Annotated in this window: 21 protein-coding genes, 2 pseudogenes and 1 CRISPR repeat array; of the genes and pseudogenes, 13 read left to right on the plus strand and 10 right to left on the minus strand. The window is 68.2% G+C overall.

The genetic code is table 11. The features are described 5' to 3' along the window. Nucleotides 1–59 precede the first annotated feature (59 nt). Together SAVERM_RS38740 and SAVERM_RS40845 are read right to left on the minus strand one after the other, a co-directional pair. Nucleotides 60–1,658 carry an ISL3 family transposase gene (locus SAVERM_RS38740; RefSeq protein WP_042494152.1) on the minus strand — a complete coding sequence of 533 codons (1,599 nt, stop codon included), beginning with the start codon at nucleotides 1,656–1,658 and terminating at the stop codon, nucleotides 60–62. Between the two features lie 152 nt (nucleotides 1,659–1,810). Further along, nucleotides 1,811–2,144: direct repeats of the CRISPR family, unit length 29 nt; unit sequence GTGCTCTCCGCGCGAGCGGAGGTGAACCG. Nucleotides 2,145–2,342: 198 nt separating this feature from the next. After that, nucleotides 2,343–2,495 carry a hypothetical protein gene (locus tag SAVERM_RS40845; RefSeq protein WP_174514631.1) on the minus strand — a complete coding sequence of 51 codons (153 nt, stop codon included), beginning with the start codon at nucleotides 2,493–2,495 and terminating at the stop codon, nucleotides 2,343–2,345. A gap of 206 nt (nucleotides 2,496–2,701) precedes the next feature. Between SAVERM_RS40845 and SAVERM_RS40850 the strand changes: the two genes are divergently transcribed. The 3 genes from SAVERM_RS40850 (at nucleotide 2,702) to SAVERM_RS38755 (ending at nucleotide 5,035) form a co-directional block, all read left to right on the plus strand. Continuing rightward, entirely contained in the window at nucleotides 2,702–3,268 is a 567-nt protein-coding gene (locus tag SAVERM_RS40850; protein WP_078936597.1) for a DUF3995 domain-containing protein, read from the plus strand. 61 nt (nucleotides 3,269–3,329) lie between these two features. Next, nucleotides 3,330–4,147 (plus strand): IS5 family transposase gene (locus SAVERM_RS42065; protein ID WP_107277520.1). Its coding sequence is split into 2 segments (ribosomal slippage): nucleotides 3,330–3,672 and nucleotides 3,672–4,147, totalling 819 coding nucleotides; the frame shifts between segments, so codons are not numbered across the junction. A gap of 126 nt (nucleotides 4,148–4,273) precedes the next feature. After that, complete coding sequence (locus tag SAVERM_RS38755) at nucleotides 4,274–5,035, plus strand: SMI1/KNR4 family protein (protein ID WP_037653110.1); 762 nt, start codon at nucleotides 4,274–4,276, stop codon at nucleotides 5,033–5,035. 4 nt (nucleotides 5,036–5,039) lie between these two features. On the opposite strand, the pseudogene SAVERM_RS40860 reads toward SAVERM_RS38755, so the two are convergent. Then, a pseudogene (locus SAVERM_RS40860) lies at nucleotides 5,040–5,831 on the minus strand (IS5 family transposase). A 546-nt stretch (nucleotides 5,832–6,377) separates the two neighbouring features. On the opposite strand from SAVERM_RS40860, the gene SAVERM_RS38765 reads away from it, so the two are divergent. The 3 genes from SAVERM_RS38765 (at nucleotide 6,378) to SAVERM_RS38775 (ending at nucleotide 7,909) form a co-directional block, all read left to right on the plus strand. Then, nucleotides 6,378–7,142 (plus strand): IS5-like element ISSav6 family transposase, encoded by a 765-nt coding sequence (locus SAVERM_RS38765; protein ID WP_010988951.1) that lies wholly within the window; start codon nucleotides 6,378–6,380, stop codon nucleotides 7,140–7,142. 69 nt (nucleotides 7,143–7,211) lie between these two features. Beyond that, nucleotides 7,212–7,457, plus strand: coding sequence for a DUF2283 domain-containing protein (locus SAVERM_RS38770; RefSeq protein WP_010988952.1), 246 nt, complete (start codon nucleotides 7,212–7,214; stop codon nucleotides 7,455–7,457). Between the two features lie 149 nt (nucleotides 7,458–7,606). Continuing rightward, nucleotides 7,607–7,909, plus strand: a complete 303-nt coding sequence (locus tag SAVERM_RS38775; RefSeq protein ID WP_037653107.1) for a DUF6247 family protein — start codon at nucleotides 7,607–7,609, stop codon at nucleotides 7,907–7,909. Nucleotides 7,910–8,413: 504 nt separating this feature from the next. Here SAVERM_RS38775 and SAVERM_RS38780 read toward each other — a convergent pair. The 3 genes from SAVERM_RS38780 to SAVERM_RS38790 form a co-directional block, all read right to left on the minus strand. Continuing rightward, nucleotides 8,414–11,398: an NACHT domain-containing protein gene (locus SAVERM_RS38780; protein ID WP_137951611.1), complete on the minus strand. Its 2,985-nt coding sequence runs from the start codon at nucleotides 11,396–11,398 to the stop codon at nucleotides 8,414–8,416. Nucleotides 11,399–11,433: 35 nt separating this feature from the next. Beyond that, a complete protein-coding gene (tcmP, locus tag SAVERM_RS38785) occupies nucleotides 11,434–11,799 on the minus strand; it encodes a three-Cys-motif partner protein TcmP (RefSeq protein ID WP_010988955.1) in 366 nt (121 codons plus the stop codon). A gap of 260 nt (nucleotides 11,800–12,059) precedes the next feature. After that, nucleotides 12,060–12,497: an RICIN domain-containing protein gene (locus SAVERM_RS38790; RefSeq protein ID WP_048894137.1), complete on the minus strand. Its 438-nt coding sequence runs from the start codon at nucleotides 12,495–12,497 to the stop codon at nucleotides 12,060–12,062. Nucleotides 12,498–12,569: 72 nt separating this feature from the next. Here SAVERM_RS38790 and SAVERM_RS42530 point away from each other — a divergent pair, with 72 nt between their 5' ends. Next, nucleotides 12,570–13,307 (plus strand): hypothetical protein, encoded by a 738-nt coding sequence (locus SAVERM_RS42530; RefSeq protein ID WP_137951612.1) that lies wholly within the window; start codon nucleotides 12,570–12,572, stop codon nucleotides 13,305–13,307. A gap of 314 nt (nucleotides 13,308–13,621) precedes the next feature. On the opposite strand, the pseudogene SAVERM_RS46015 reads toward SAVERM_RS42530, so the two are convergent. Continuing rightward, nucleotides 13,622–13,920, minus strand: a pseudogene (locus tag SAVERM_RS46015) (zeta toxin family protein). A 270-nt stretch (nucleotides 13,921–14,190) separates the two neighbouring features. After that, on the minus strand, nucleotides 14,191–14,601 hold the full coding sequence (locus SAVERM_RS38795) for a restriction system modified-DNA reader domain-containing protein (RefSeq protein WP_010988959.1): 411 nt from the start codon (nucleotides 14,599–14,601) through the stop codon (nucleotides 14,191–14,193). 208 nt (nucleotides 14,602–14,809) lie between these two features. On the opposite strand from SAVERM_RS38795, the gene tap reads away from it, so the two are divergent. From tap to SAVERM_RS42535, 3 genes are all read left to right on the plus strand, one after another. Then, nucleotides 14,810–17,050, plus strand: a complete 2,241-nt coding sequence (gene tap / locus SAVERM_RS38800) for a telomere-associated protein Tap (protein ID WP_010988960.1) — start codon at nucleotides 14,810–14,812, stop codon at nucleotides 17,048–17,050. A 12-nt stretch (nucleotides 17,051–17,062) separates the two neighbouring features. Next, nucleotides 17,063–17,620 carry a telomere-protecting terminal protein Tpg gene (tpg, locus tag SAVERM_RS38805; RefSeq protein ID WP_010988961.1) on the plus strand — a complete coding sequence of 186 codons (558 nt, stop codon included), beginning with the start codon at nucleotides 17,063–17,065 and terminating at the stop codon, nucleotides 17,618–17,620. Between the two features lie 139 nt (nucleotides 17,621–17,759). Continuing rightward, nucleotides 17,760–18,305, plus strand: a complete 546-nt coding sequence (locus SAVERM_RS42535) for a hypothetical protein (protein WP_141666374.1) — start codon at nucleotides 17,760–17,762, stop codon at nucleotides 18,303–18,305. Nucleotides 18,306–18,944: 639 nt separating this feature from the next. Here SAVERM_RS42535 and SAVERM_RS46020 read toward each other — a convergent pair. After that, a protein-coding gene (locus SAVERM_RS46020; protein ID WP_420822302.1) for an IS630 family transposase occupies nucleotides 18,945–20,038 on the minus strand; the annotation gives its coding sequence in 2 pieces (ribosomal slippage) (nucleotides 18,945–19,582 and nucleotides 19,582–20,038; 1,095 coding nt in all). 244 nt (nucleotides 20,039–20,282) lie between these two features. Further along, a complete protein-coding gene (locus SAVERM_RS38815; RefSeq protein WP_010988963.1) occupies nucleotides 20,283–22,790 on the minus strand; it encodes a DEAD/DEAH box helicase in 2,508 nt (835 codons plus the stop codon). 291 nt (nucleotides 22,791–23,081) lie between these two features. Between SAVERM_RS38815 and SAVERM_RS38820 the strand changes: the two genes are divergently transcribed. From SAVERM_RS38820 to SAVERM_RS38825, 3 genes are all read left to right on the plus strand, one after another. Beyond that, nucleotides 23,082–23,276, plus strand: coding sequence for a hypothetical protein (locus SAVERM_RS38820; protein ID WP_010988964.1), 195 nt, complete (start codon nucleotides 23,082–23,084; stop codon nucleotides 23,274–23,276). Nucleotides 23,277–23,337: 61 nt separating this feature from the next. Next, complete coding sequence (locus SAVERM_RS40880) at nucleotides 23,338–23,631, plus strand: hypothetical protein (protein ID WP_078936827.1); 294 nt, start codon at nucleotides 23,338–23,340, stop codon at nucleotides 23,629–23,631. A 168-nt stretch (nucleotides 23,632–23,799) separates the two neighbouring features. After that, on the plus strand, nucleotides 23,800–24,060 hold the full coding sequence (locus SAVERM_RS38825; RefSeq protein WP_237528965.1) for a DUF6199 family natural product biosynthesis protein: 261 nt from the start codon (nucleotides 23,800–23,802) through the stop codon (nucleotides 24,058–24,060). The last annotated feature ends 639 nt before the right edge of the window (nucleotides 24,061–24,699 follow it).

Raw genomic sequence — 24,699 nt, forward strand, 5'->3', positions numbered from 1 at the left:
CTTTCAAGCGCCGCCCCTGGTCCACTTTTCAGGCTCAGTCAAGATTTCCGTGAAGCCGATCAGTGAGCCGTCTGGTTCGTAACTCTGTGTTGTCGGCGGTCGGCGGCGACGAGAAGGACGCGCTTGCGGAGCAGGGGGAGTCCGGCTCGGCCTGCCATCTGCCGCTTGAGCAGCTTGATGTCCGTGACTCTGCCCTCGACGCAGCCCGAGCTCCATTCCGTGCTCAGTCCGAGGATGACGGCGTCGAGGTCGGCCAGCAGGCCATCGGCGAAGCCGCGCAGGCCGTGGTGCTCGTCGGCGCGGGCGGTGGCGATCCATTCGGGCAGTCGGCTCGCGCTGCGGATGGCCATCATCGCGGCGAAGGACCGGACATGTCCGGTGGCCGCTTCGAGTTCGGGGCAGCGGGCCAGGATGGCCTTGAGTTTCTGCTGGTCGTCGTCGTTCATGCGGTCGGGGTTCCGGGTGATCCAGCCGGTCACCTTGCGGACCCCGGGCGGCCGCGCTGGGGGCGGACGGTCGCCCGACGTTCGGCGGAAGCGCCGGAGGTAGTCGCGGACGACGGAGTAGGACCCCGTGAAGCCGCGCTCACGGAGTTCGGCGTGGAGCTTGGCACCGCTGGTGTGGCCCTCGTGCCACCGCTGGTGCAGATAGGACTTGTAGGGGTCCAGAGTGCTGGGGAGGTTCTGCCAGCGGCCGGTGGCCAGTTCCTCCCAGGTGACGGCGCGGGCATAGCGGCGGACGGTGTTGCGGGACAGCTCCAGGCGGCGGGCGACGGCCCGGATGGTGAGGCCCTGGCCGAGGAGATCGTGCACGGCGGCGTGGTGCCGCCGGGCCCGCTCGGCCAGCCGGCCTGCGTGGGAGAGCGGCGGGTGCAGGACTTCAGGGGGTGACTCCGAGGCGAGGGCGGGTTCACGAAGGCAGGAACTGTGCTTGCTGACCAGGGACTTCACGGTCTCGGCGAGGTTGTGCCAGAGGTGCCAGAGATCTGCGACCTGGACGGCATCTGGGGCCCCGGTGCGGGCACCGTCTGCGAAGGCGCCGCCCCGGTCACGGCAGATGATCTCCACTCCGGGGTGGTCGGTCAGCCACGCTGCGAACGTCGCCGACTCCCGGTCGGGCAGCAGGTCGATGGGAGCATGGGTCTCGCAGTCGACCAGCACGGTGCCGTACTTGTGGCCTTTGCGGGTGGCGAACTCATCGACCCCTAGCACCCGGGGCGTCTCGGCGTACGGATCGGGCAGGGCCATGACCAGGGCCAGCAGGGTAGTGCGGCTGACAGGCACCGGCAGCCGGGCCGCGAGGCGCTCTCCGGCCCGGCCGGCCAGGGCCACCGCGATCGCGCTCAACAAGCACCGCAGCTGCGGCGTCCGACGCCCATACCGCACGGTCAGCCCGTCGACCTGCTCGGCAAAGGTCACCCGTGCACATCTCTGGTCGTCGCAGAACAGGCGGCGGACGGTCAGCTCGATGGACACCTGACGGCCGCCGACCGCACCGTCGGCGAGACGGCGCTGGTATCCGCTGTGCCGTCGCACCGAGGGCGTTGCGCAGTCCGGGCACGGCACCGGAACCGACTCCACGGTTCTTGCCACAATGTGCAACACCCCACCCTCGGGGCTCACTTCTTCCACCAGCACCCCTTCGAGGTGCGGAAACATGGTCTTCAGCAGCTCCCCACACTCGGCGAGTATCACGCGGCCTGTGACGGAGCGTCACCGGCGCACAGGCGCACGATCGGCTTCACGGAAATCTTGACTGAGCCACTTTTCAGCCGTCGCCGACAGACGCTGGCACTCGGGACTGAGACGGGGTGCTCTCCGCGCGAGCGGAGGTGAACCGGACGCCGACCGAACCGTCATGCTGACCGTGGAGTGCTCTCCGCGCGAGCGGAGGTGAACCGGCCACCGTGGATATCAAGCTGGCCGAGCGGAAGTGCTCTCCGCGCGAGCGGAGGTGAACCGTGGCGCCAGCCGATGGCCGTGCGCTCACCGTCGTGCTCTCCGCGCGAGCGGAGGTGAACCGGACGGGGACACGCTTCGCGTGATGCTGGACCAGTGCTCTCCGCGCGAGCGGAGGTGAACCGGCGGACAACGAGGTGCGGGACGGGATCCGGTCGTGCTCTCCGCGCGAGCGGAGATGAACCGACCGGCCAGGAAGCAGAGGGTGATGACATTCGGTTCGGTCCTCGCCACCATGGCCGTGCTCGCGGTGGCCGCCGCACCGAACCTGTACGCGACCAGCACAACGAGCCACGCCGCCTTGGCCCAGGCGTAGGGCGTCTCGAAGACGACCATGGGCCGCGCGATCCGGCGCGAGAACTGGAAGCACGTGGACTGATCCGCTCATGGCCAAGTCGTCTTTCGTGGGCGCTGGTAGTCCACGGAGTACACCCGGGACGGACGCGAGAGCCGGCCTGGGTTGACGGTGGTCAGGAACAGGTCGGCCAGGGGCAGGCCGGTGAGGCCGGAGCTGTAGAGCAGGGTTGGGTCCGGCATCTCCATCTCGACGCCCTGAGGTCGGACGGCACCTGCGGGAACTGCGCGAGGACGTGCGCCGGGCGGGCGGGGCGCGTGCGGCGGCCGACGCGGTGGAGCGTCTGCTGACGCGCCGGCAGGCCGGGGAGGCTCAGCCGCTGGGCGGAGTCCAGGATCCTCCCACGGCCTGACGCCGGGTGATCCACCGTACGGGGAGAGTATTCGGCATGACGATTACACCGAAGCAACGGGCAGCCCTGACAGACGCCGTCAGGGGCGGCACCGAAAGTCTTTTCCGGCGGGCTGCCACGGCCGCTTTCTTATGGGCCCTCGTGTTCACGGCTTTTCATTTCTACTGGTTCGCGGGAGGTCGCTTCGGTCTCGGCGACGGCCCGAAAATGATTCCGGAGACGGGAACCACTAAGGATCTCATCTGGGCTTTCGTGATCACCTCGATGTTCGTGGTCGGAATTTTCCTTCCGGTGGCTCTGACGCGTCCGTGGGGGCGCCGGATTCCGCGCTGGATCACCGTTTGCTGTCTGTGGATCGGTTCGGCGTTGCTCGTGGTGCGGGGAGGCGCGGGACTGCTCGACACCGCGCTGCGTGAGACGGGTCTGGCGGATCGGGGACTGACGGGCCTGACGTACCAGCAGATCACCGGGGACGCGCATCCCTCGCTGAACACGAAGGTGTCGGGCATCTGCATCGACGCCTACTTCATCCTGGGCGGCCTGCTGTACGGACGTACGGTGCTGCTGCACCGGCGCCTGGTCCGCGGCGCCGACGAGGGATGACCCACCGGCTCCCGGCGCCCTAAGACGGTGTCCTATGTGGTGATCGCTCGTTGGTCTGTTCATGGGGCGGGGTACGTGGAGTTGGATTGTTCCGGACGGGCTGTGGGAGATCGCCAAGCCGTTGATCCCACCGTCGAAGGTGCGGCCGCAGGGCGGCGGCACGCAGGACACGCCTGATGAGACGCTGTTTGCGGCGATCATCTACGTGCTGGTGAGTGGGTGCGCCTGGCGGGCTCTGCCACCGTGCTTCGGCATATCGAAGTCGACGGCCCACCGCCGGTTCCTGATCTGGTCCAGGGCCGGGGTCTGGGGCCGGCTGCACGAAGCGGTCCTGCACCGACTCGACGACGCCGGTCTCATCGATGTCTCCCGCGTCGTCCTCGACTCCGCGCACGTGAGGGCTAAAAAGGGGGCGAACACACAGGTCCGAGCCCCGTGGACCGAGGTAAGCCGGGTTCCAAGATGCACGTCCTGTCGGACGCGAACGGACTGCCCCTGGTCGTCGGCGTCTCCGCCGCCAACGTCCACGACAGCGAGGGCCTGAAGCCGATGGTGGCCGGTCACCAAACGAGACACGACCCCCACCGCGGCCGCTGCTTCAAGCCCCAGCGCCTCCATGCGGACAAGGCGTACGACATTCCTCACCTGCGGAAATGGTTACGCGGCAAGCGCATCGGCGTGCGCATCGCCCGCAAAGGCATCGAGTCCAGCGAACGGTTGGGCCGCCGCCGTTGGGTCATCGAGCGGACCATCTCCTGGCTGTCCGGCTACCGCCGAATCAGCCCCCGCTACGAACGCAATCCCCGGAACTACCTGGCCTTTCTCGGCCTCGCCGCTGCACTGTGCTGCTACAAGCGACTGGTCCGCCTCACCACATAGGACACCGTCTAAGAGCTCGTAACACGATCTTGGCGAGGAGCTTCGGACTGGCTCGGTATGTCTGCTCTCACTGGCGGCCTGATCGTCTCTGGGTGATGCGGCGTGTGCTTCCGGTACGGTCGCGGCATGACTGGCGTGTTCGACGTGGCCCAGGCTCTAGACGGCGGAATCACCGACATGGAGCGGGCGTGGGCATTCGTCCGCGGCTTCGCCGCTGCTTGGGACGAGCCGTTGACCGAGGACGACGGCACGCCTGCATCGGAACTGGCGCGGGCCGAGGCGACGCTCGGCTGCTCCCTGCCGGCCGTGCTGCGCGAGTTCTACACGCTCCTGGGTACGCGGTCCGGCCTGCTCGCCAACCAGGATCCGCTGCTGCCGCCCGCCGAGATGTTCGTGCATGACGAGTGCGGCGGTGTCCTTGTCTTCCGCAGCGAAAACCAGGGCTGCGCCTTCTGGGGCGTGCGCCTGCGCGACCTTGATCAGGACGATCCGCCGGTGCTCGTCCAGGCGCGGCACGGCTGGGTGCCGTTCTTGGACCGGGTGTCTCTGGCCTGCGTCGAGCTTGTACTGAGCGAGGCACTGTTCGGCGGTGGCGGTCAGCTGTACAACGCGTGCGAGCTGCCGGCGGACCTGCTTGGGGCGGTGCCCGCACGCTTCCAGCGGGTCGCGCTGCCCGACTATCCGATGTGGACGGGTCCGGAGGACTTTCCAGTGCGTTGGTTCTCCGCCCCGGGACAGTTGCTACGCCAGGACGGCTTGGGCGCCCACAGCTGGCTGCACGTTCGGGGCCGGACCCGGGCCGACCTGGAGGCGATCTGCGAGACCGTTCCCGGACGGTGGGCCCTGGGATACACCGAGTCACTGGACGCCGAGCCGCTGCCCTTCTGAACCGTCATGATTCGGGCCTGTTGAGACGTCGCCAGCAGATGAGGCTGCAGGCCAGGGATACGAAGGCGTCGTGGAGTTCGGTGCGTCGTTCCCAGCGGACGGCGAGTCTTTTGAAGTGGTGGAGCAGGGCGAAGGTCTGCTCGACGACGTAGCGGAGCTTGCCCAGGCCCTGGATGTTCGGGGCCCCCTTGCGGGAGATGACCGGCAGGATCCGGCGTTTGCGCAGCTCGTCGCGGTTGGCAATTGGAGTCTTAGCCCTTGTCGCCGAGCAGGGCCTCGGGTCGTTTGCGGGGACGGCCGGGGCGGCCCGCGACGGGCGGGATGCCGTCGACCAGGGCGAGGGTCTGGGTGACGTCGTTGACGTTTGCCGCGGTCGTGATGACCTTGAGCGGAGTGCCGCGTCCGTCGCAGATCAAGTGGTGTTTGCTGCCCGTCTTCCGCCGGTCGACCGGCGACGGACCAGTCTCGGAGCCCCCTTTTTCGCGCGGATGTGAGAGCCGTCCACGCAGGCCCTCGACCAGTCGAGGCGGCCGGCCGCGTTCAGTTCGGCCAGCAGGATCCGGTGTAGCTGGTCGAAGACCCCTGCCTGCTGCCAACGTTCCAGGCGTCGCCAGCAGGTCTGCCCGGAACCGAACCCCAGCTCCAGCGGCAGGAGTTGCCAGGCTATGTCGTTGTAGAGGACGTACAGGATGCCCTGCAAGCAGTGTCGGTCAGCCACCGGCCGTGGCCCTGGTGACTTCTCGGGCCAGGGTGGCAGCAGCGGCTCGATCAGTGCCCACAAGTCGTCGTCCACGATCCACGGCCGAGTACTCACAGCATCACGAACGGCCGAATCGTCACACCGGTCACGCCCGACCAGGACATCTCACCAAGATCCTGTTACGAGCTCTATGGGACTGTCGGACGTGGCAATCAACGACATTGATTACCTGGATCTCGACTACTAATTCCGGAGCCCTTTATGGCGAGCATCAGTTACTGTGATGAGCCGAAGCGCGATAGTTGTCACATAGGCGGGATGTTGTCACCGCCCGCGGGGGCTGTGCACATCGTGCCCGGCTTCAAGCACAGCTCGCCGGTGGCCTCGTCGACACTGAAATACGTGTCGCACACACAAGCGCGCGCCAAAGGGCTCACCCCATCAGGACGATGCGAGCCCGGCCCAAAACCAGTGGCTATCAGTGAGCGTTTTCAGCGGGGCCACTGATCGTGTGACGGCAATGAGGCTTTTCCAACCTGGTTGCGTGGCACGTCGGTTGGCTGAGGGCGGCGTTGAGGAAAAGGTGAAGCTCCTGGTAGATGGGTTGTCGACCAAGATCAACCTGCCCGCCCGGAGCTTCACATGCTTGTCTACCCATCGGGGATCGATCTGTCCACCTCGACCCTGCGCTACCTGTCCGACCTGCTGAGAGCCCGGCGGCGTGAGCGCGGCACGCGCTGGCGCCGCCTGACCACGGACCGACAGGCTCTGCTCGCGCTGGCCCATCTGCGCTGCGGGCACACGTACGCCCAGCTCGCGGCCGGCTTCGGGATCGGGCTGGCCACCGTCTACCGGTACATCGTCGAGGCGGTTGAGGTCCTGGCCGCCCTTGCCCCCACCCTCCAGCAGGCCATGACTTTCGCCGCCAACAAGGCATTCGTGATCCTGGACGGCACCCTGCTGCACATCGACCGCATTGCCGCCGACCGCCCCTACTACTCTGGCAAGCACAAGCGCCACGGTATGAACGTCCAGGTCATCGCCGACGCGTTCGGACGCCTGCTCTGGGCCTCACCTGCCCTGCCAGGTGCCGTCCACGACATCAAGGCCGCACGCATCCACGGCATCATCGAAGCGCTCACCCAAGCTGGCATCCGGACGTGGGCCGACAAGGGATATCAGGGAGCTCAGGGGACGATCCGGGTGCCTTACCGGGGCCGCTGGAGCACGCTCCCAGCCGGGAAGCGGGCGGTGAACTCCTCCCACGCCAAGATCCGAGCCGTCGGAGAGCAGGCCAACGCCACCCTGAAGAGCTGGCGGCTCCTGCGCAAACTCCGTTGCAGCACCACCCGCATCACCGACATCGTCAAGGCCGTCCTGGCCTTGCACCTCGCCACGGCAGCCTGAGATCGCTGCGGCCGGAGGCGTGGACAAGGACAGCGCCACCATCAACGACAGCAAGGGAGACCGCTCACCATGACAGACGTCAGAGTCACCTACGACAAGACCGTCAACGCAGCGTACGTATACCTCACCGAACCGCAGGCTCGCGTGAAGTCCGCGCGCATGTATCCCTGCGATCCAGTGGACGTCGACGGCATGATCAACCTCGACTTCGACGAGCAGGGCCGCCTCATCGGCATCGAGGTATTGGCGGCTAGTTCGAAACTGCCCGAGTACCTGCTCCAGTCCGCGGAGCGACTTGACACCGAAGGTGCATGACCAGCCGAGCACCACGCTCGCGGCGAACAGGTTGGAAGAAGCTCACTGACTGACACTCCCACCGGAAGGAGATCACCACATGTCCGTCTCCACGGCCACTCGGCGCACGTACCGTGGCGGTACGACCTGCCGCCGGGAGGACTCAGCTGATGAGCGCGCAGCCCGACCACGCACCCGTCACGCCCTACGCCCCCCCCGGGGCTCCGGCCGAACTCCTCGCCCAGCTGCGCGCCGACCGGCGCGCCGCACAGTGGGTGCCGGTCTTCGAGCGGGAGTGGGCGGCGGCGCTGGAAGAGTCCCGCCGGACGTTCTCCCTCGCCGGGCTGTACGAGGTCGTCCAGGTCTGGCAGGCCCGCGTCGTCTCCGCCCCAGCGGTCGACGAGTTCCTCGCCTCCGGCCGTGACGAGACCGGGGTCGTGGACCTGGAGGAGATCCGGAGCAGGCGCCGGTGAGAGGTCGGCCGTACGCGGTCCGGCTGTCGCCGCCCGCCGCGAAGGTACTCGCCGCACTGCCCGAGCACGCGGAGCAGATGGTCTGGGACGTCCTGGACGCCGCGGCCGGGAACCCGTGGGGCTTCCCGCAGTGGGACCCCGGCGACCCCGAGGGCGAGGACGTGCGCATCGCGTCCGTCGGCCAGCTGTCCGTCATCTTCTTCGCGAACCACGCACTCGGGCACATGTCCGTCCTGGACATCGTCTCGGCTGAGTATCCCAACGAGGTTCCGTCCCATTCGGAGCGATGGTTCATTCCTGATGGCAGGATTTGGCCACTCGAGGGTGTTGGCCAGCGGTCACCATGGATCCACCCCGTGCGGGACCTTCTGCTTGGCCTCTCCCTTCTGAGCGCAGAACTGTCAGGCACTGAAGATCACGAAGACACCCTCCCGCGGCTGGAAGCGATTGGCTGCGCCGGGCGGCCGCGACCGAAGCCACAACAAACAACCGCTCTAAATCCCCTCAGAAGCCGCTGGTCGAGCCGGTCCCTGAGGACGGCGCCGGGTGCTCAGCGACCAGTCGTCGTATCCGCTCCCGCACCTCGCGCGGAACGTTGTCGAGGCCGCGCAGCACCCGGGCGCGCACGGTGTCCTCTTCGCCGGGCGGCAGGTCTGCTCCGCCGAGCAACAGCTTCAGCACATCGTGAGCCAGAGAAGTGGCCGGACCTCCTGCTGATGTGAGGAACGTGGTGACGGACGGTCCGAGCCATGTGAAGACCGGGTCCATGACATGCCGTACGACACCGTCGTTCGTGCCGCCGGACACGTCCAACTTGTGCTGCACTTCCTCCCAATACGTACGCGACCAGCCCGGGCCGTCGTTGCCCCGGGGGTAGCGGTACAGCCAGTTCATGTCCAGCGGGTCCGGCGATTCCACTGCGCCGGACTGCAGGATGATTTCCAGTTCCCTGCCCTGATCGGACCAGGTGCGGCGGGCCGAGAGGGACACGGCGAAGTCGGTCCACTGCTCCTCGTCGAACGAGGCCCGCCACAGCAGAACATGGCGGTGCCAGGCACTGGCATGGTCGTTCCAGGACGGGAACAGCTCGCCCGCGCTGACACGGCCCTTCAAGAGCAGGATCACCAGGACCAGGTTGGCGCCGTAGATGCCGTGACGGGCCGAAGTCCGCAGTCCCGGGGAAGCGGGAAAGCGGGTGGGCCGGTAGGCAGGATGGGGCTCGTGCGTGCGTTGGCCGTGCTGCTCGAGTACGCCGATGAGGAGACGTGCTAGCTGGTCGCGCTCGGCAGCGGGGATCCGGCGCACCATCGATCCGGCGAATCGCAGCATCTGGCGGGAGGACAGTGGCGCGTACGAGAGCAGGGTGTAGGCGAGGTCGTCGTCGACGCTGCTCTTAGCTGCGGACAGGGAAGGGCGGTGCGTCAGAAGGCTGGTGAGCACGTGCAGGGCGAGCCGTACGACCAAGTACTCACCGAAAGTGGCGTGCAGAAACTCGTACGTGGCCAGTGCGCGCCCGTCGCGCACAGACTGGGCACGCTGCACGAAGAAGAAGCGGCCGAGAGCCACTTCGGCGGCACCGAGCGGCGTTCGAAACCCGGAGGCCTCCGCGGATGCCCTGCCCAGGAGCGCCGTCAGGTCCTCGTCGAGTTCGGCGGCCGACACCCACTGGCGGCGGCGGTTGTGCAGAGCGAAGGCGACCAGGGACAGCCGTTGCAGTTCTCGTTCGCCGCGGGCCCGCGTCTCGTCGTCCGGTGCGGCAGGGGCGGGGCCGTCCTTGTCGATTTCGCGGCGGGCGAAGGCGGTGAGCAGTTCCTCGTACAGCTCGGCCTGGTCAAAAGGGCCGTCGCTGTCGCGGCGCAGAGCGTTGTCGGCGGCGTCGTATAGTGCCAGCATCGTCAGCAGCAGTGGTTGCTCAGCGAGCGCTAAGTGTCGCTCGACGGCCTCCCAGCTCAGCGGGCGCAGCCCGCGGGCTGCGAAGCTGTCGGCATTGGCCTCGTTCCACACTGCGAGCCAGCTGCGGATCTGCTCGGGTCGGAACGGCTCCAGGCGCAGGGCGACGAGGCCCTCTGGGTAGCGGGCCCGGTCGGCGACGGCGATGCGGCTGGTGACGAGGGCACGGATGGGCCGGCCCTGTTCCGCCTCGCGTTGCTGGAAGCGGGCGACGCGGGTAAGGAAGTCACTGTGGTGGACCCCGGTGGTCTGCAGCAATTCGTCGAACCCGTCGAGGAGCAGGACGGGAACGGCAGTGCCGGCCGAGCGGACCAGCTCCGGCCACGACGCCCGCTCTCCGGTCGCAGTGCGCACCGCCTGCTCGATTTGGGTCTGGAGGTCGTCCTCGGCATGTACGTCCCGCAGCGGCACGCGCACGGGCAGGAAGCCGGCAGAGGGCAGTCGGGCGGCAAGGACTCGCGTCAGGACAGACTTTCCCGCGCCTGGCTGCCCGAGCACGAGGAGGGGCGCATCGGCCGGCCCAGCGAACGTCAGCGTTCCGGCGAGGTAGCCAGTGAGGTCCCGGCGGACTTGGGCCTCCTCCCACCAGGACTCGGTAGCCGGCCCGTTCGATCCGGACACCTCACGGACCCGGAAGTCCGGGTCGAGGTACATCTCCCGCAGCGTCGGTACACGGATGCCTTCCGGGCCGGACGAGGCGTCCAGGACGGTGCGGGTCAGCATGGCCTCGGACGAGCGGGCCAGAGCCGCCGCGACGTCCACGGGGGGACGGACTGTGCGGGCCAGGCCGGCAAGCAGCTCGCTGATCCCCCCGAGGGAGCGGCGCACCTCGGCCCGGGTCGCCCGGTGCTCGATCTGGGTCGTCCAGAACCCGAACTCCGGTGCCTCTTGGGCCAGCTGGGCATACAGGGACTCGTACTGCCGGACTGCCTCGCGGGGCAGCTCGGTACGGATAATCCGCCGGGCCTCGCCCCGGGATGTCTCCGTCTGCGTGTTCCAGACGCGGAGTCCCTCGACGAAGTCTAGAAACCTCGTCGACAGGCCCTCGTACCAGCGCTGCAGCTCGTCCGTGACCACCTCGAAGGGCCGGTGGGGCGCGGGGCTCGGCGCGTCGGAGGCGGCGAGCGAGCGGGCGAACGCGGCGCCGCGCTCCGCCACGTGCGGCGCGCCCGCGAGGGCGAGCTGTTCGTGGCGGGTCAGCTCCAAGTCCTCGAGGTGAACGGGCAGATGCTGTGCCTCCAGGGCCTGGAACCAGGCGAGGACGACGATCACGGTGTGGGCGGCGTGCAGCAGCTCGGTGCGCTCGGCACGGCCGTCCGCCAGGCCCAGGCGCCGCCCGATACCCCGCACGGCGCCACGGCCGAGCGTCAGCACGCTGCCCCGGGCGTCGGCGATCCGCACGAGCCCGTCAGCGACTCCGCCCGTCGCGATGTTTAGCACTCCACCGAGCGCCCGGTCCAGCGCGGCAACGGCGGGCGGGTCGCTACCCAGCAGCGCCAACGCGTCCGAAAACGACAGCAGCCTACGTGCCCCCACCACGCCCCCATGGTCCGCGCGTCGGTTGCGATGGTCTTTCAACACACTTTGGCACGTCGGCCCGGTGGGACGCTGATGTTCAGCTGCGGCGAGCGGGGCAGTTTGGCGAATTGCCGCTGGAGCTCCTCCACCCGGTCGGGGCGCTCTTCGAGACAGACCAGGTTGAGCCGGCCGAAGTTCCGGTATGCGGTGTGCTCGAGGAAGGTCTTGGCGACCACGATGGGGGAGCCGGGCGGGCCGTCGGTGTAGATGCCCGGGCCGGCGAAGGCGTCCACGATGGTGGCCTCGGGGAACTTCTGGAGGATCTTGCCCATCCAGCACTGCAGGTAGTGCCGGTACACGAGGTGCTTGACCTGCGTGTGCGGATCGCTCTCCCTCCCCCTGACACCACAACGATCGGGCACCCAGCGTCACCGCTGTGGGACTCGTTGTCTATAACACCAACTCGGCCATCTTCATCAGGCACGGCTGACCCACGCGTCACACGGCTTCCGGCCGTGCGGCAGGAGAGACAAGGGAGAGTGATCCTGGTTCCGGCCCTACTCCGTTCGAGTGGCCCTCAATCCGCCCCGTTGCCAGACCCGCAAGTCGCTGTCCGCTCGTGTGGGAGGGGCCCCGACACGGCCGGGGCCCCTCCCACACGAGCGGACAGCGCCGCCGACCGTCAGTACCAGTGCTGGTACTTGCTGTCGTTGCACTTCACCAGCCGAACCCCCCGGGAGCTGCCATCCAGGCAGGTACCCAGCACCGCGTTGTGCAGCTCATCTCCGCGCCACACCCACGCCTGGTACCGGCTGCCGTTGCACTTCACCAGGCGCAGCCCCCGGGAGCTGCCGTCCAGGCACGTGAGGGTGGCCACGTTCCGGAAGGAGTAGTCCTCGGGCGAGGCCTGCCACCTCTGGTACTTGCTGTCGTTGCACTTCAGCAGGCGGATGCCCCGCGAGCTGCCATCCAGACACTTGAGCGTCGCCTCGTTCTGCAGATCGCCCGGCGACAGCCAGTCGTCGGTCGCTGTTGCCGGGCTTGCCGCGATGCCGAGCGTGGCGGCGGCTGCGGCCGCCGCCACGAGGAGCCGGGCGCCGCGGGTGACGGAGCGGAACATGGAGCACTTCCTCCAGGGGTGTGGCAGGTAGGCCAACGTCGAGACGGCGGCCCTTTCCCCAGCGTCCTCCCCGTGTCCCTGCCCGCCGAAGTGTCCCCGGGGGAGCCGCCGGTTGCACGGGCACCGCCCGCACGCCCCTGCGCGTACATAGCGCCCCCCACCGCAGAGGCCATCGGCACCATCACCATCACTGCGCGTCTCCCCTTTGGAACCCGCAAGCAACTGCAGGACCTCACGCCGTTCTTCGCGTCCGAGCGGGCGCGGGCCAAGACGCTTTCCATGGCCTCAACCGCAGGATTGAACCAAAGGGAGGCCGCCGCCCGCCGATCCTTGTGGCACCGGGAAAAACAACAACTGCGCCGTGCAGGCCGGCTGACGGACAGCATCCAAGCCCTCGTCACCGGAGCTGTCACCCAGGAGGTCATCAAGCGTGGGTGGAAGCGCACCTGGCCCGACATCCCGCACCAGGCATACGGGCGGTGGCCCGGTTCCCCGGAGGGAGCATGGCCCGAGGCGCTGACGGTCGACCTGCCCGCCGACCTCGTGCAGGCAGTCCGCGCCGCATGCTGGCACACTTGCAGGAAGGAGATCGGCCTGCTGTACGGATGGCGCGAACGGCACCCCGACGCCAGGCCCCGCTGCCCCACGCGACCCGGATGCGACGCCGCCGCCCTCGCCGAATACCAGGAACTCGCAGCGAAGGTCATCACACCCGGCGAGGTCTGGCGCGCCGCCGTTGCACGCGGCATCCACGATGCGAGCCCCAGGGATTCGCCTGCCCGTGAACGCCGCCGCAGGCATCGTCATTGATCACTTAGCCGACGCTTCCGAGATCGGAAGGCGGCGGTCTCGGGCGCGGTCAACGGCCGCGCCCGCTCCACCCCCACAACTCGGTCCGCAGCGGGGCGGCGCCGCCAGCTGCCCTCGGAGGTGCACTCGTTGGCGTACAGCACGGTGCCGTCGCGCCGTACGACGGTGACCCGGTCGGAGCTGCTCGGACTCGATCACGGGCAGCGTGGACACCAGGCCCTGCGCGCAGGTGCCGTGGTTCTCTCCCACGACACGTACCGGCCCCCCGCCGCCGGCGGCTTGGGTGAGGAAGCGGTCCGCGATGCCGAGCTGTCTCAGGGCTTCCGCGGTGACCAGCCGACTACCTCGATCCGGTGGCCGGCCGCGCGGTAGGCGTGGGAGGAGGCGCGGAAGTCGTCGGGGTCGGCGAGCGCGGACTCCACCACGGCGTCGAAGCGCCGGTCGCGGACGTGGGCTTCGACGGCGGCCTTCAACGCGCGGTGTCGGGGCGGACCAGGGTTCCGGCCGTACGGACGTTGGCGGCCAGGAGGCTCGGGTAGTGCCGGTGCGCGGGCTTGTACAGGTCGCGGCCGACCCGCACGCAGCCGCCGCGGCGGTCCAGGACGGCCTGCACGAGGTCGGCGACCTGCGTCTTTCCGGCACTGGGCGACGGCGCTCTGTGTCGCGGTCGGGAGGATCACCCGGTGCAGCACGTCGGAGCTCTCTTGTTCAGACAGCATGATGAAGCCGGTGTTCCTTTCTGCCACCGTTCGGCCGCGTGGGCGGACATGCTCTCCAGCAGACGGTCGGCTTGAGGGCTGCATCCCAGGAGGCAGCTCACGATCCAGCGGGGGCACCCGTGGTGCCCCCGCCTCGCATTGGGTCTACAGCTCAGGAAGTGGGACTACTGCGGGTTGCGTGACTCGAGTTCACGGCGCAGGACATCGAGCGTGCGTCCGTCCTCCACGTGCCACAGCGTCCATCCGTTGATCACGTTGCCGGTCACAGCTTCTGCCGCCTTGGACGGCGAGGGGTACGGAGTGGCATGGCCATCGACAACCAACTGGCCGTCAGGCGTCACCACCGCGCGCCCAGACCGGTTGGCTCGGCGCTGGTGAAAGGTCAGGACCGTGCCCGCCTTCAGCAGGTCCGCTTGCATGAGATCGGCCAGCGGACCGTGGGGGACCACCTGCCTCGGCGATGACGGCTTGCCCCCGGTGCCGAGGGTGAGAGTCACCTGCACGGTGTCGTCGCCGCTCGCTTTCATCAAGTGCGCGATGACGGCCGGGTCGAAATTGATGCTGAGCGTAGGCATGCGGCCTCCCTTGTAGCAGTCCGGCCGACCCGGACCACTCGTATACCTCTGATCGTATGGCATCCAGGAGACTTTTTCTAACTTCTGTCACCAGTGATCCAGGAGAAAAAAATGCTGAGGTCGCTTTTTCGATTAGTACGCGATGTGTACGGCAAACGTACGCACTTCGTACGCTCCGTGGGGTAGGGTGTTGGTCAGGAGGTGTTCCATGTCCGAGTTGTTTGACGCGGTCGACGCGCTGGTCGCGTCCCGCGCCACGCTGCCGCCACCGGCGGAGCGCAAGCGGCTGCGTGCCGCGCACGGTCTGACGATTGACGAGGTGGCAGGCGCGCTGAAGGTGCGGCGGGCCACGGTGTCCGGCTGGGAGTCGGGCAAGACCGAGCCTCGCCCGCCGGAGCGCGACGCCTACGCTCGGCTGCTGGACCAGCTCGCGGAGCTCTACCCGGCGCCCTCAGCACTGGAGGAGCCGGACGCCCCGGCGGTGCCGACCACCTTCACCGCCGCGCCCGCCCCGGCTGAGGCCCGGACTCTGTCTACAGGCCCGGCGCCCGAGGCTGCGGACATGACTGCAACCGAGAACACTCAGACCAGCCCCGCCCCCGTCGCCGCTGCTCTGGAGGCCGCGCCGCGTCCGGCGGGCACCAGCAGGAGCACGTCGACGTCGCGCCGCCCGGCCGTGCGGAAGGCTGCCCCGGCAGGCACCCCGGCTGGCGGCACCGACCCGCGGTTCGAGAACGGTCCGTTGGCGGTCATCGACGTCGAGGATGGGCAGGTCCTCGCGTACTGCACTGGCGGTCTGGTCCTGGACGTGCCCGCCAAGTCGATCCCGGCCCTGGTGGACTGGACGCTGCGCGAGGCGAAGCTCGGCCAGCCGAAGCTGTCCGGGCCGGGCAAGGACGCCGACCCGCTGATCGTCCTCACCGAGGCCGCGCTGGAGCGCTACGGCCTGCCGGTCGCCCTCACGGATGAGGAGCGGCTCGCTGGGCGGATTCCGGAGGGCCACAAGGTCATCAAGCAGCTGGTCCGCGCGGAGTGGAAGCTGACGAAGCGCGGGTTTGGGCCGTGGGCGCGGATCTACCGTCCCGCACAGGGTTCGGAGCGGGCCTGCGTGCAGCTGTGCATTCCGTCCTGGAACGCGCTGGACACCCGGCACTGGGGCGAGGCCGGGCAGCTCCCGCCGGCGGAACTCGCCCGTGTGCTGGGCGTGTACGCGTCCCGGGTGATGACGCCGCGCGGATCGACGGCGGTGACCGGCCTGGAGCTGATGACCGCGCTGCACCCGCCGACCCGCGCCTCCGAGCCCGATGAGAGCGGGAAGCGGCACTCCGAGCACAACCCCGGCTCGCTGGGGAAGGACCCGGTGGACTGCGCCCCGTGCGAGGCCCCCGACGGGCACCCGCTGCTCAAGGACCTGCCGCGGTTCCACGTGCGCGGCCCGGCGGAGAAGCTGTTCGAGGAGGCGTACGACTGGGCGCGGCCGATGACGGATGCCGAGTGCACCCTGCGGCACCTGGTCGGCATCGACGTGAACATGGCCTTCGCCGCCGGCGCCAACGGCCTGGCCGTCGGCCTCGGCGCGCCCACGCACGTCACGGCGCCGGTGTTCGACGCGAAGCTGCCCGGATCGTGGCTGGTGGACCTCTCGCACGTCGACCTGTCGAGGGTGAAGGTCGGCAAGGACAAGTGGGTAGACCTGGACGCGAGTCTGCTGCCCAGCCCGTTCACGCCGAAGGGCGACCGGCCCGAGGGCCCGGCCTGGTACGCGACGCCCACCGTCGCCTACGCGGCGGAACTCGGCTACGACGTCACGCCGGTCGAGGCCTATGTGCGGTACGAGAACGGCCGCTACCTGGACGGCTGGTACAACCGGCTGCGTGACGCCTACCTCGCCACGATGGCCGACCTCGGCGTCCACGCCGACCTCTCCCCGGCCGACTTCCTCGCGGCGATGGACGGCTACAAGGAGCGTGATCCGGAGCTGGCGATCGTCGTCTCGGCCATCAAGGCGACGGTGAAGGGCGGGCTGGGCAAGCTGCGCGAGCGGCCCCGGGGTGAGGGCTGGCGGCCGGGCGAGCCGTGGCGGGCACTGTCGCGTCCGACGTGGCGGCCGGACATCCGCGCGGCGGTCATCTCCCGCACCCGGATCAACCTGCACCGCAAGATCGTCAAGCACGCGGCGTTCACCGGCCAGTACCCGGTCGCGATCCTGTCCGACTGCGTCGTCTACGCGGCTGGCGGTGAGGGCCCGTTGGACTTCCTGCCCTACCGGGACGGCAAGCCGCTGCCCGGCGGTTTTAAGCTCGGCATCAACCCCGGCCTGGTCAAGCACGAGGGCACCCAGTCCGTCCTATGGGGTGAAGAGGTCCGCGAGCGGTTCGACGCGCCGGAGCTCAACCTCGCCCGGTACATCAAGGACGGCACCGTCACCGACGCCGACAACGGCGAATAGGAGAAGGCGACGATGAGCATGTTCGGGGACGGCCTGGAAGCCGCAGTGCACAAGGCGTTCACCCGGCCGGCGCCCAAGAGCGCGGGCACGCAGATGCGGTACCTGGTCAAGCAGTACAAGGGCACCAAGGCGGTCGCCCAGCTGCTGCGGATCTCCCAGCGCACCGTAGAGCGGTACGTGAAGGACCAGATCAAAAAGCCCCGCCCGGACCTCGCCGCCCGCCTGGAGCGCGAGGTGAAGAAGCGGTGGCAGCCACAGATCCGCGCCAAGGCACGGCAGCAGGCGGCGACCACCGGCGGCATCGTCATCGACACCCGCGCCCGCCTTGGCTACACCGCCCCCATCGGCTCCACGGACCAGGACCGCATCCGGCACCTGACCATCGCCCTGCCGCCCCGCTACGCCGCCCAACTCTTCGAAGCCCAGGAACAGGGTGCCAGCGACCAGCAGCTCCAGGAGATCGCCGCCGAAGCGCTCAAGGAGGTGTACTTCCAGGACGGCGGCCGCCGCGCTGGAAGCCTGGAAGAGGTCCGGTTCACGGACATCGAGCACCTCGAGTTCGACCTGTAAGCGCGCCCCAAACACGCTGCGGGCCCCGGGCTGCGCTCCGGGGCCGTACACGACCGGAGCCTCGAGTGCGGGATGCGGCGCATTAGGGAGTGCCTCTGAATCCACCACCTTGTCTGTAAGTCTGCGGCACGATGACTCGATGACAGATGGATGGGGGGCGGTCACTGCAGCCGTGGTGACCATCATTGGAACGATTGTGGTGGGCATCCTCGCGTACCGAGCTGGTCGTGCCCAAGTGAGTGATCAAGCACGAGTTGAGCACGGTCAGTGGCTGCGCGGTCAACGCCAGGAGGCGTACGTGACGTTCCTGACCGCGTGGGATCGAGTCGTGAAGTCGCTCAAAGACGAGATGAAGACCATTGGGGAGAGCCAGCAGGCGACGCCGCCCACCGAACGTGAACGCTTTATGGAGGCTGCTGGAGAACGTGTTCTGTATGCACCTGCACCAGTCCGGGGACCAGCGGAGCAAGTGCTGCTGCTCGGCCCAGACGACGTTGCTGACGCCGCAGGCCGCATGGTAGATCACCTCGATGGAATGCAAACCGCAGCCTTGAACCGAATCCTAGGTGCGGCCGAACCGACGTCGACAGCGTTCTATGCGGCTCAGCAGGTGGCACTAAGGCATCGCCGGGAGTTTCTTGCCCTGGTGAGGGCTGTGCTGCGTACTCCGCCGACCCCGCACTAGAAGATAACCGCTCGGCGTTTTCAAGATGCGCCAACAGTCTCAGACGGCTGAAGTGGCGAGCCAAGCGCCGATCCGCGCGAGGTTGATACTGGCTGCGGTAAAACCGATGCCGAAGATGCGCGGCGCCGCGCAGGAAGCAGCCGAACGCGAGGCTCAGCGTCCGGTGTGCGGGGTGCGGGCAGAAGCGCCCACAGGGGGCAGGAAGTTCTTCCTCACCGCCTCGTGCCAGCCGTCGGGCGGGGCCCACGGACGCGGCCTCGCGCTGGGTCAGCGAGGGGCGACTGGTGCTCATGGCCCCGTATCCTCCGCCTCCGCACTCGACACCCCGACCCGCAGTGCCGCCCGCGCTGACCTGCCGGGGTCGGGCTCATGGTCGGGCCTGTGGCCGGCGCCCTGGTGCCCGTGGTCGGGGGCCCGCGCGGGCTGGGCAAGCCTCGGCACAGGGCTTGGGCAAGCCTCCGGCCGGGCTTGCCCAACCTCACGAGGCAATACAGCTAGGGCGCGTCCGCGGGCGGCCGTCGTCGACAGCTTCCATGGTGGGGCCCACAGAGGGCTGGAGGGTCGACCCCACCGTTGCACCGATGGGCGCAGCACCCCCGTCGTGCAGGCGCCCACCGTGGGCCCACACACCCGTCGCAGTTACTGACCTTTTCGGATTGGCTTCGGGGGATCTGGGGTGAGGGTCAGTCCGGTTTCGGTGAGGTAGCCGTCAATGAGCTCGGGGTGACGCTGGATGTGGGCGAGCCCTCGGCGGAGGGTGCGGGTGAGGTGGTCGGGGTCGGTGAATGCGGTGTTGGCCATCGGCCCGTGCCGTAACCACGACCAGATGCCTTCCACGGGATTCAAGTCCGGGCTGTAGGAGGGCAGCTGGATGATGGTGAGCCATTCGTGGCTGCCTGCGTACTCCCGCAATCCGGCAGCACGGTGGGTGTTCAAATTGTCCCAGACGACAATGATCGGGGCGCCGAGCTGCAGGTGCGCGCGGACCAGGAGGTCGCGGTAGTCCTGCCAGGCGAAGCTCTTGCGTGCTCCTTTGAGGAGCAGGTGGAAGCGGGGCCGGTAGATCAGCCGGGACCTTTCGCCGGGCCGGTAGCAGCACAGTGCGGCGACCGAGATGCGTCGCCGGGACCGTCCGCGCACTCTGACTACGGGAGTCTGTCCGCGCCGGCCCCAGGTGCGGGCGTGTGGCGGCGTCATCGCGAACCCGGCCTCGTCCTCGAAGACGATGTAGGCCCCGAGCGCCGCCGCGGCACTTCCACCTGCGGCCACACGTCCTTCTTCCAGAGCTCGACCGCATGCTCGTCGCGTTCCAGCGCGCGACGGGCCGGGCTCTGCCAGGACCAGCCGTGGCGGTGCAGCAGCCGCCACACTCCCGCGATCGAGCAACTGACCTGGAACTGGCGGCCGATCAGCGTTCTGACGCGTTCCAATGTCCACCGCTGGTCTTCCCAGCCATGCGCGGCCGGCCCTTTGGCCAGCTCCTTTTCCAGCAGGGCGAACCGTTCGTCCGACAGCTTCGGCAGTTTCGCAGGTCCCTTCGACTTCAGACCCTCGATACCGCCTTCACGCCAGTTGCGGCGCCATTGCTCCACCGAACGCTCGCTCACCCGCAGGTCTTTGGCGATGTCCGAAGTCCTGTCACCTCGTGCGAACCTCACCCCGGCCTCCAGCCGGATCCCTTCACGCGCAGCCCGCCGCTCAGCGGTCAGGCCCCCACCATCCGCGTACCGCATAGCACCGGCATACCGCAGGGATCACCCAACGTCACCACCCGAAGGCAACCCGAAAAGGTCAGTAGTGACCTGGACGGTTTCACCGAGCACCGCCTCCAGCCGGACGGCAGACTGCTCACCACCTACCGCCAGTCTGACTACTTCGTCTCCCGCACCCTGATCTTTCAAGGCAGCAACGCGCTAAAGACGGCCCGCCACCGCGCAAAGCAGTACCTGGCCGGTATGGCAGGCCATCAGTAGAGGCCTACGTCCAGCGCATTCCGATGGCGGACAGCTTCTCCATCCGCTCGGGCGTCAGCGTCGCGGCCCTGCTGCGCTGATTCCCGATCCAGGCCCCCAGCTTGTGCTCTCGCTCCTCCTGGTCTTCGCCGACGGTCCGCTCTATGTGCTTCCTCGGGACCTGAAGGTGGCCTTCGCGTTCGTAGAACTGTTTGGCGGCCTCGTAGTTCATCGCCCACTTGTCGGCCTGTGTGCGGCGCGGTTTCGGCTTTTCGTCCTCGGTGGCGGGTGTGATGCCGAGGACGTGCTCGCACATCCACTGCTGCACGGTCGTGAGCTTGTCCCAGCCGAGCCGCACCGACCGCACCCACCGCCCCAGATCCTCGCCCTGGCCCAGGACCTCGCCCGCCGTGGTGGGCAGCGCCTCGCCCGCGTCCAGGTGCATCCGGACCAGGTGGAAGCACCTCTGCCACGTCACCGGCCAGCTCGGGCACCACGACGCGTCGATCTCCTCCAGCTGCTCGCGCCGCTCGTCCGACAGTGCCCCGGCCGACGACTCCACCGGCAGGCCCTCGGCACGCCGCCGTTCGATCTCGGCAGCCTTCCGGGCGGCGGTCCGCGCGTTCTTCAACCAGATGCCCACCTTCGCGCCCTGGTAGGTGGCGTCCAGCGGGGCTAGAAGGTGCCCGTGTTCGGCGGCCCACCCGCGCGCGGCGGCCAGTCCCTCCTCCCACGCGACGTCGAAGTGCGACCACACCATGCCGAGTTTTTCCAGCTGCTCGACGCGGTCGGCGTCCATGTCCCCGCGGGCGTAGAACCTTCTGGCGTCGGCGATCCACTGCCCCAGTGGAAACGCGGCGAGCGAGGCCGGCCAGCCCTTGGCCTGCGTCTCCTGGCCGGTGTGGCCGGGCACGTGGAACGTGAACGGGACCTTCAGGTCGCCGTGTTCGCGGGCGTAGATGACGGCGGCTTCGATGCCGCGGCGCCAGTGTTGGTGTTCGGGGTTGAGGACGCGCAGGTTGATGAACGCCGCGAGGGCGGCCGGGTCGCGCGGCGTGGAGAACTTCAGCAGCGCCTTCGCGGAGACCGAGACGCTGGAGCCGTCCCCGCTGCCTCCCTGCTCCTTGCTGATTTCCCGCGTCTGCACGCCTTTGGAGCGGCTGGGGGCCTGCTGTTCGGCCAGCTGCTCCACGACGCGGGCGTCGTGTGCCCTGAGGGCCTCAAGCAGTTTCGCCAGTCCGCCGAACGCCCGGGAAGTGAGCATGTTGTCCGCTGTCTCCCCAGGCCCGAGCAGTACCGGCACCACGAGGGAGGCCGTCTTCCCCTCGCCCGGCTGCATCCGCAGTGCCCGGCCGACGGCCTGGACGAGGTCGGGCATGGAGCCGCGTACGTCGGCGAAGTAGACGGAGTCGCAGTTCTTGGTGTCGACGCCTTCGCCCAGGACCTTCACGGACCCCAGGTAGCTCTTCTCCACGACTGTGCCGTCGGTGGCGATGCCGTCGGCGAATTCCGTGAGGACGCGCCGGCGGTGGAGTGGCTTGTGCTCGCCGCACAGCCAGTTGACCCAGACGGCACGCGGGTACAGCTCGGGATCGGCGGCGTGCAACTGCGCGGCGATGTCCGGGAGACCGGCCGCGAACGCCTCGGCCTCCTTCACGACGTGGTGGAAGACGAGCGTACGCCTGAAGCCTTCCTCGGCCGACGCCTTGACCAGCGCCGTCTGCAGCGCGGCGAGCCGCGCACCACGTACCTGCTCGGACCGCGCTTCGGCGCCCAGGAGCTGCGCGGCCTGGAGCTGGGTGTCGGTGATGTCCACGCACACCACCTGGTAGGGGGCACAGATCCGCCGGTCGATGGCCTCCGACAGCGTCAGGGTGAAGCACCTGCTGCCGAACGGCCCGTCCGGATCGTCCTCCATGCTCGCGACCAGCTCGCCCGGCGCGCCCGGCTCGAAGTCCTCGTCCAGCTGCCACAGCCGGGGCGTGGCGGTCATGTAGAGGCGACGCAGGGCGGGGATGCGAGTGTTGTCGTGGACGACCGCCCATGGCTTGCCGATCCGGCCCGAAACCCTGTGCGCCTCGTCCACGACGATCAGGTCCCAGCCCGGAAGGCCGGCGGCGTGCGCGCGTTCCAGCGTGCCCAGCCCGAGCGAGGCGTACGTGGCGAACACCGTGACCTTGTCGAACGGCCGCACCCAGTCGACCAGCTCCTGCACGTCCGTGGTGTTGGGGAAGCCCGCTTCCTCCCCGCGCAGGGACGAGACTCCGATCATCGGGCCCCTACGGCCTCCCTCGCGCCAGGCGGTCTCGGTCTGGGCGAGCAGATCCAGCGAAGGGACGAGGACGAGCACACGGCCCGCACGGAGCTCCTCTGCACTCCGGGTGGCCACGAGGGTCTTCCCGGCCCCGGTCGCCATGACCACCTGAGTCCGCAGACCCCGCTCCGGCACAGTGGATCTTGCAGGCAATTCGAGCGCCCGGAGTACCGCGTCCACGGCTTCTCGCTGATGAGGACGGAGTTCCTTCACAGCCATCTGGATCTACCCTCTTCTACGAGCCGGACGAAAGGCCCCACACGCCAAACGCGGGAAACCAGCAAGCAACGACGTGCGATGGGCCACGACACCCCCACCGAAGCCACCGGGTTCACGCCCTCATCCGGGACCCAGATGACCACCTTGCAGCGGATCACAGACCCCACAGCACTGGAGTCATCTAAATCCAGAGTCTATCGCACCTTAAAAAAGAAGCAGGCGTTCTAGGGAATCAACACGCAAACCACGGGTACTCCACATCCATCACTGTCCACCCAGTCCCGGAGAGTCATGACACACAAGACTGAAAACGAGAAGGGCAACCGGTTCTGCAAGGCGTGCGGCACGCCCGCCGAAGACGGAAAGCTGTGCAACCACTGCAGCACCGTCCTGGACCTCCCCGACGATGCAGGGCTGACCGAAGACCAAGGTGCAGCAGTACGACGCAACTTCGAAGGACGCACCGAGCAGCAAAAGCAAAAGTGAGCGAAACGGCAGGGACAAACCCAACCCACTGAACAGCATGCACGGGGGTACACGGGCCAGCATGGCAACCAAGACCGATCGCATCATGTCCCTGCGCGCCGTGCGGCAACTGCGCCATGTCCGCGCCTTCTATGCGGCAGGAGTCCTGTTGTGGGCCGCCGCAGCAATCTGGACGGGATGGACCCATCCCGCAAGCCGGCAGATGTGGGTCTCCGTACTTCTCCTGGCGGTCTTCACAAGCCTGCTGTTCACGACTTCCCTGTGGCTGTGGCGCCTCCAAGCCGGCACAGCAGGCAGGCCGGCGCATCACGCTGCACCGCGACAGGTGGTCGCCCGACGCCGCGCGAACGCCTGAGCCCGACAGTCGCGTAGCCCCCTTCGAAACCAGGCCCTGCCCGCCTCAAGCGGGCCCATGCTCCTGGAGGCGCAGCCGGAAGGACCGCGGGGCACCAGAGAAGTGCAGCGGGGCCGCCGAGGGGGCGTCGCCCGTTACCTGAGGCGGTGTCAGGGCATTCGGAGATACATGAATCGAGATGCGGTAATGCAGGCCGCCTCCGACGGCGGCAGTCCAGTTTTCATCCCGATCTTGTGCGCCTTGCTGATCATGGGGCTGGTTCAAGTCGTACGTCCGCAACTGCTCTGGAAGATGAATAGGAACCTGCAGCGGGGATGGGTGAAGAACCCGGACGCGACCGAGCCCACCAGCAAGGGATATGCCATGCAGCGAGTGACGGGGCTGCTCTTCCTGGCGGTCGCCACATGGATGCTGGTGCAGCAGATCTGACTGGAAGCCAGACGAGCCGCAGGCTGCAACCCGGGGGAGTGGACGCTCTGGCGGCAGTTGAGGGCAAGGCGACTGAGGAAGGGAGGTGCGCATGGAGCAACGCCCGGATTCTCGTGTTCCGCCGTCATGGACGAGACCAGGTAACCGGTGGGGGCCGCGGGTTTACTGGCCGATGCTCTGTCTGAGCATCGGCCAGCTGGTGTGGCGGGTGATCGACGGTGACAGTGCTGTGCGCATCGTTGTGGCGGCCGGCCTGGTCCTCATATGGATCTGCCTCATAGCTGCCAACCGGGCTGCACGGCGCAAGGAGGCCAGCCGAGAGCCGCCCCTGTAGCCAGCCTGGCCCGCGCCAGCGGGCCTTAACGGCCTGGAGGCGCAGCCGAAGGGCCGTCAGGGTGGGGAGCGCAGCGGACTCACCCGGAGTCTGAAGCGAAGCGGAAGACCTCCTGCGGTGGACATAGTCCACCGCAGCTCCGGGAGCGCAGCGGACGGAGCGTCACCACCATTGCGCAGCAATGGTGGTGAGCGGGGATGCGCAGCATCCCCGCCAGCGTTCCCGCGGAGCGGGAACGCAACACCCGTGCGCAGCACGGGTGTTCGCTTGCACATCGCGCAGCGATGTGGTACCCGCTCCGCGGG

Source organism: Streptomyces avermitilis MA-4680 = NBRC 14893 (genome assembly GCF_000009765.2).
Lineage (GTDB): Bacteria > Actinomycetota > Actinomycetes > Streptomycetales > Streptomycetaceae > Streptomyces > Streptomyces avermitilis.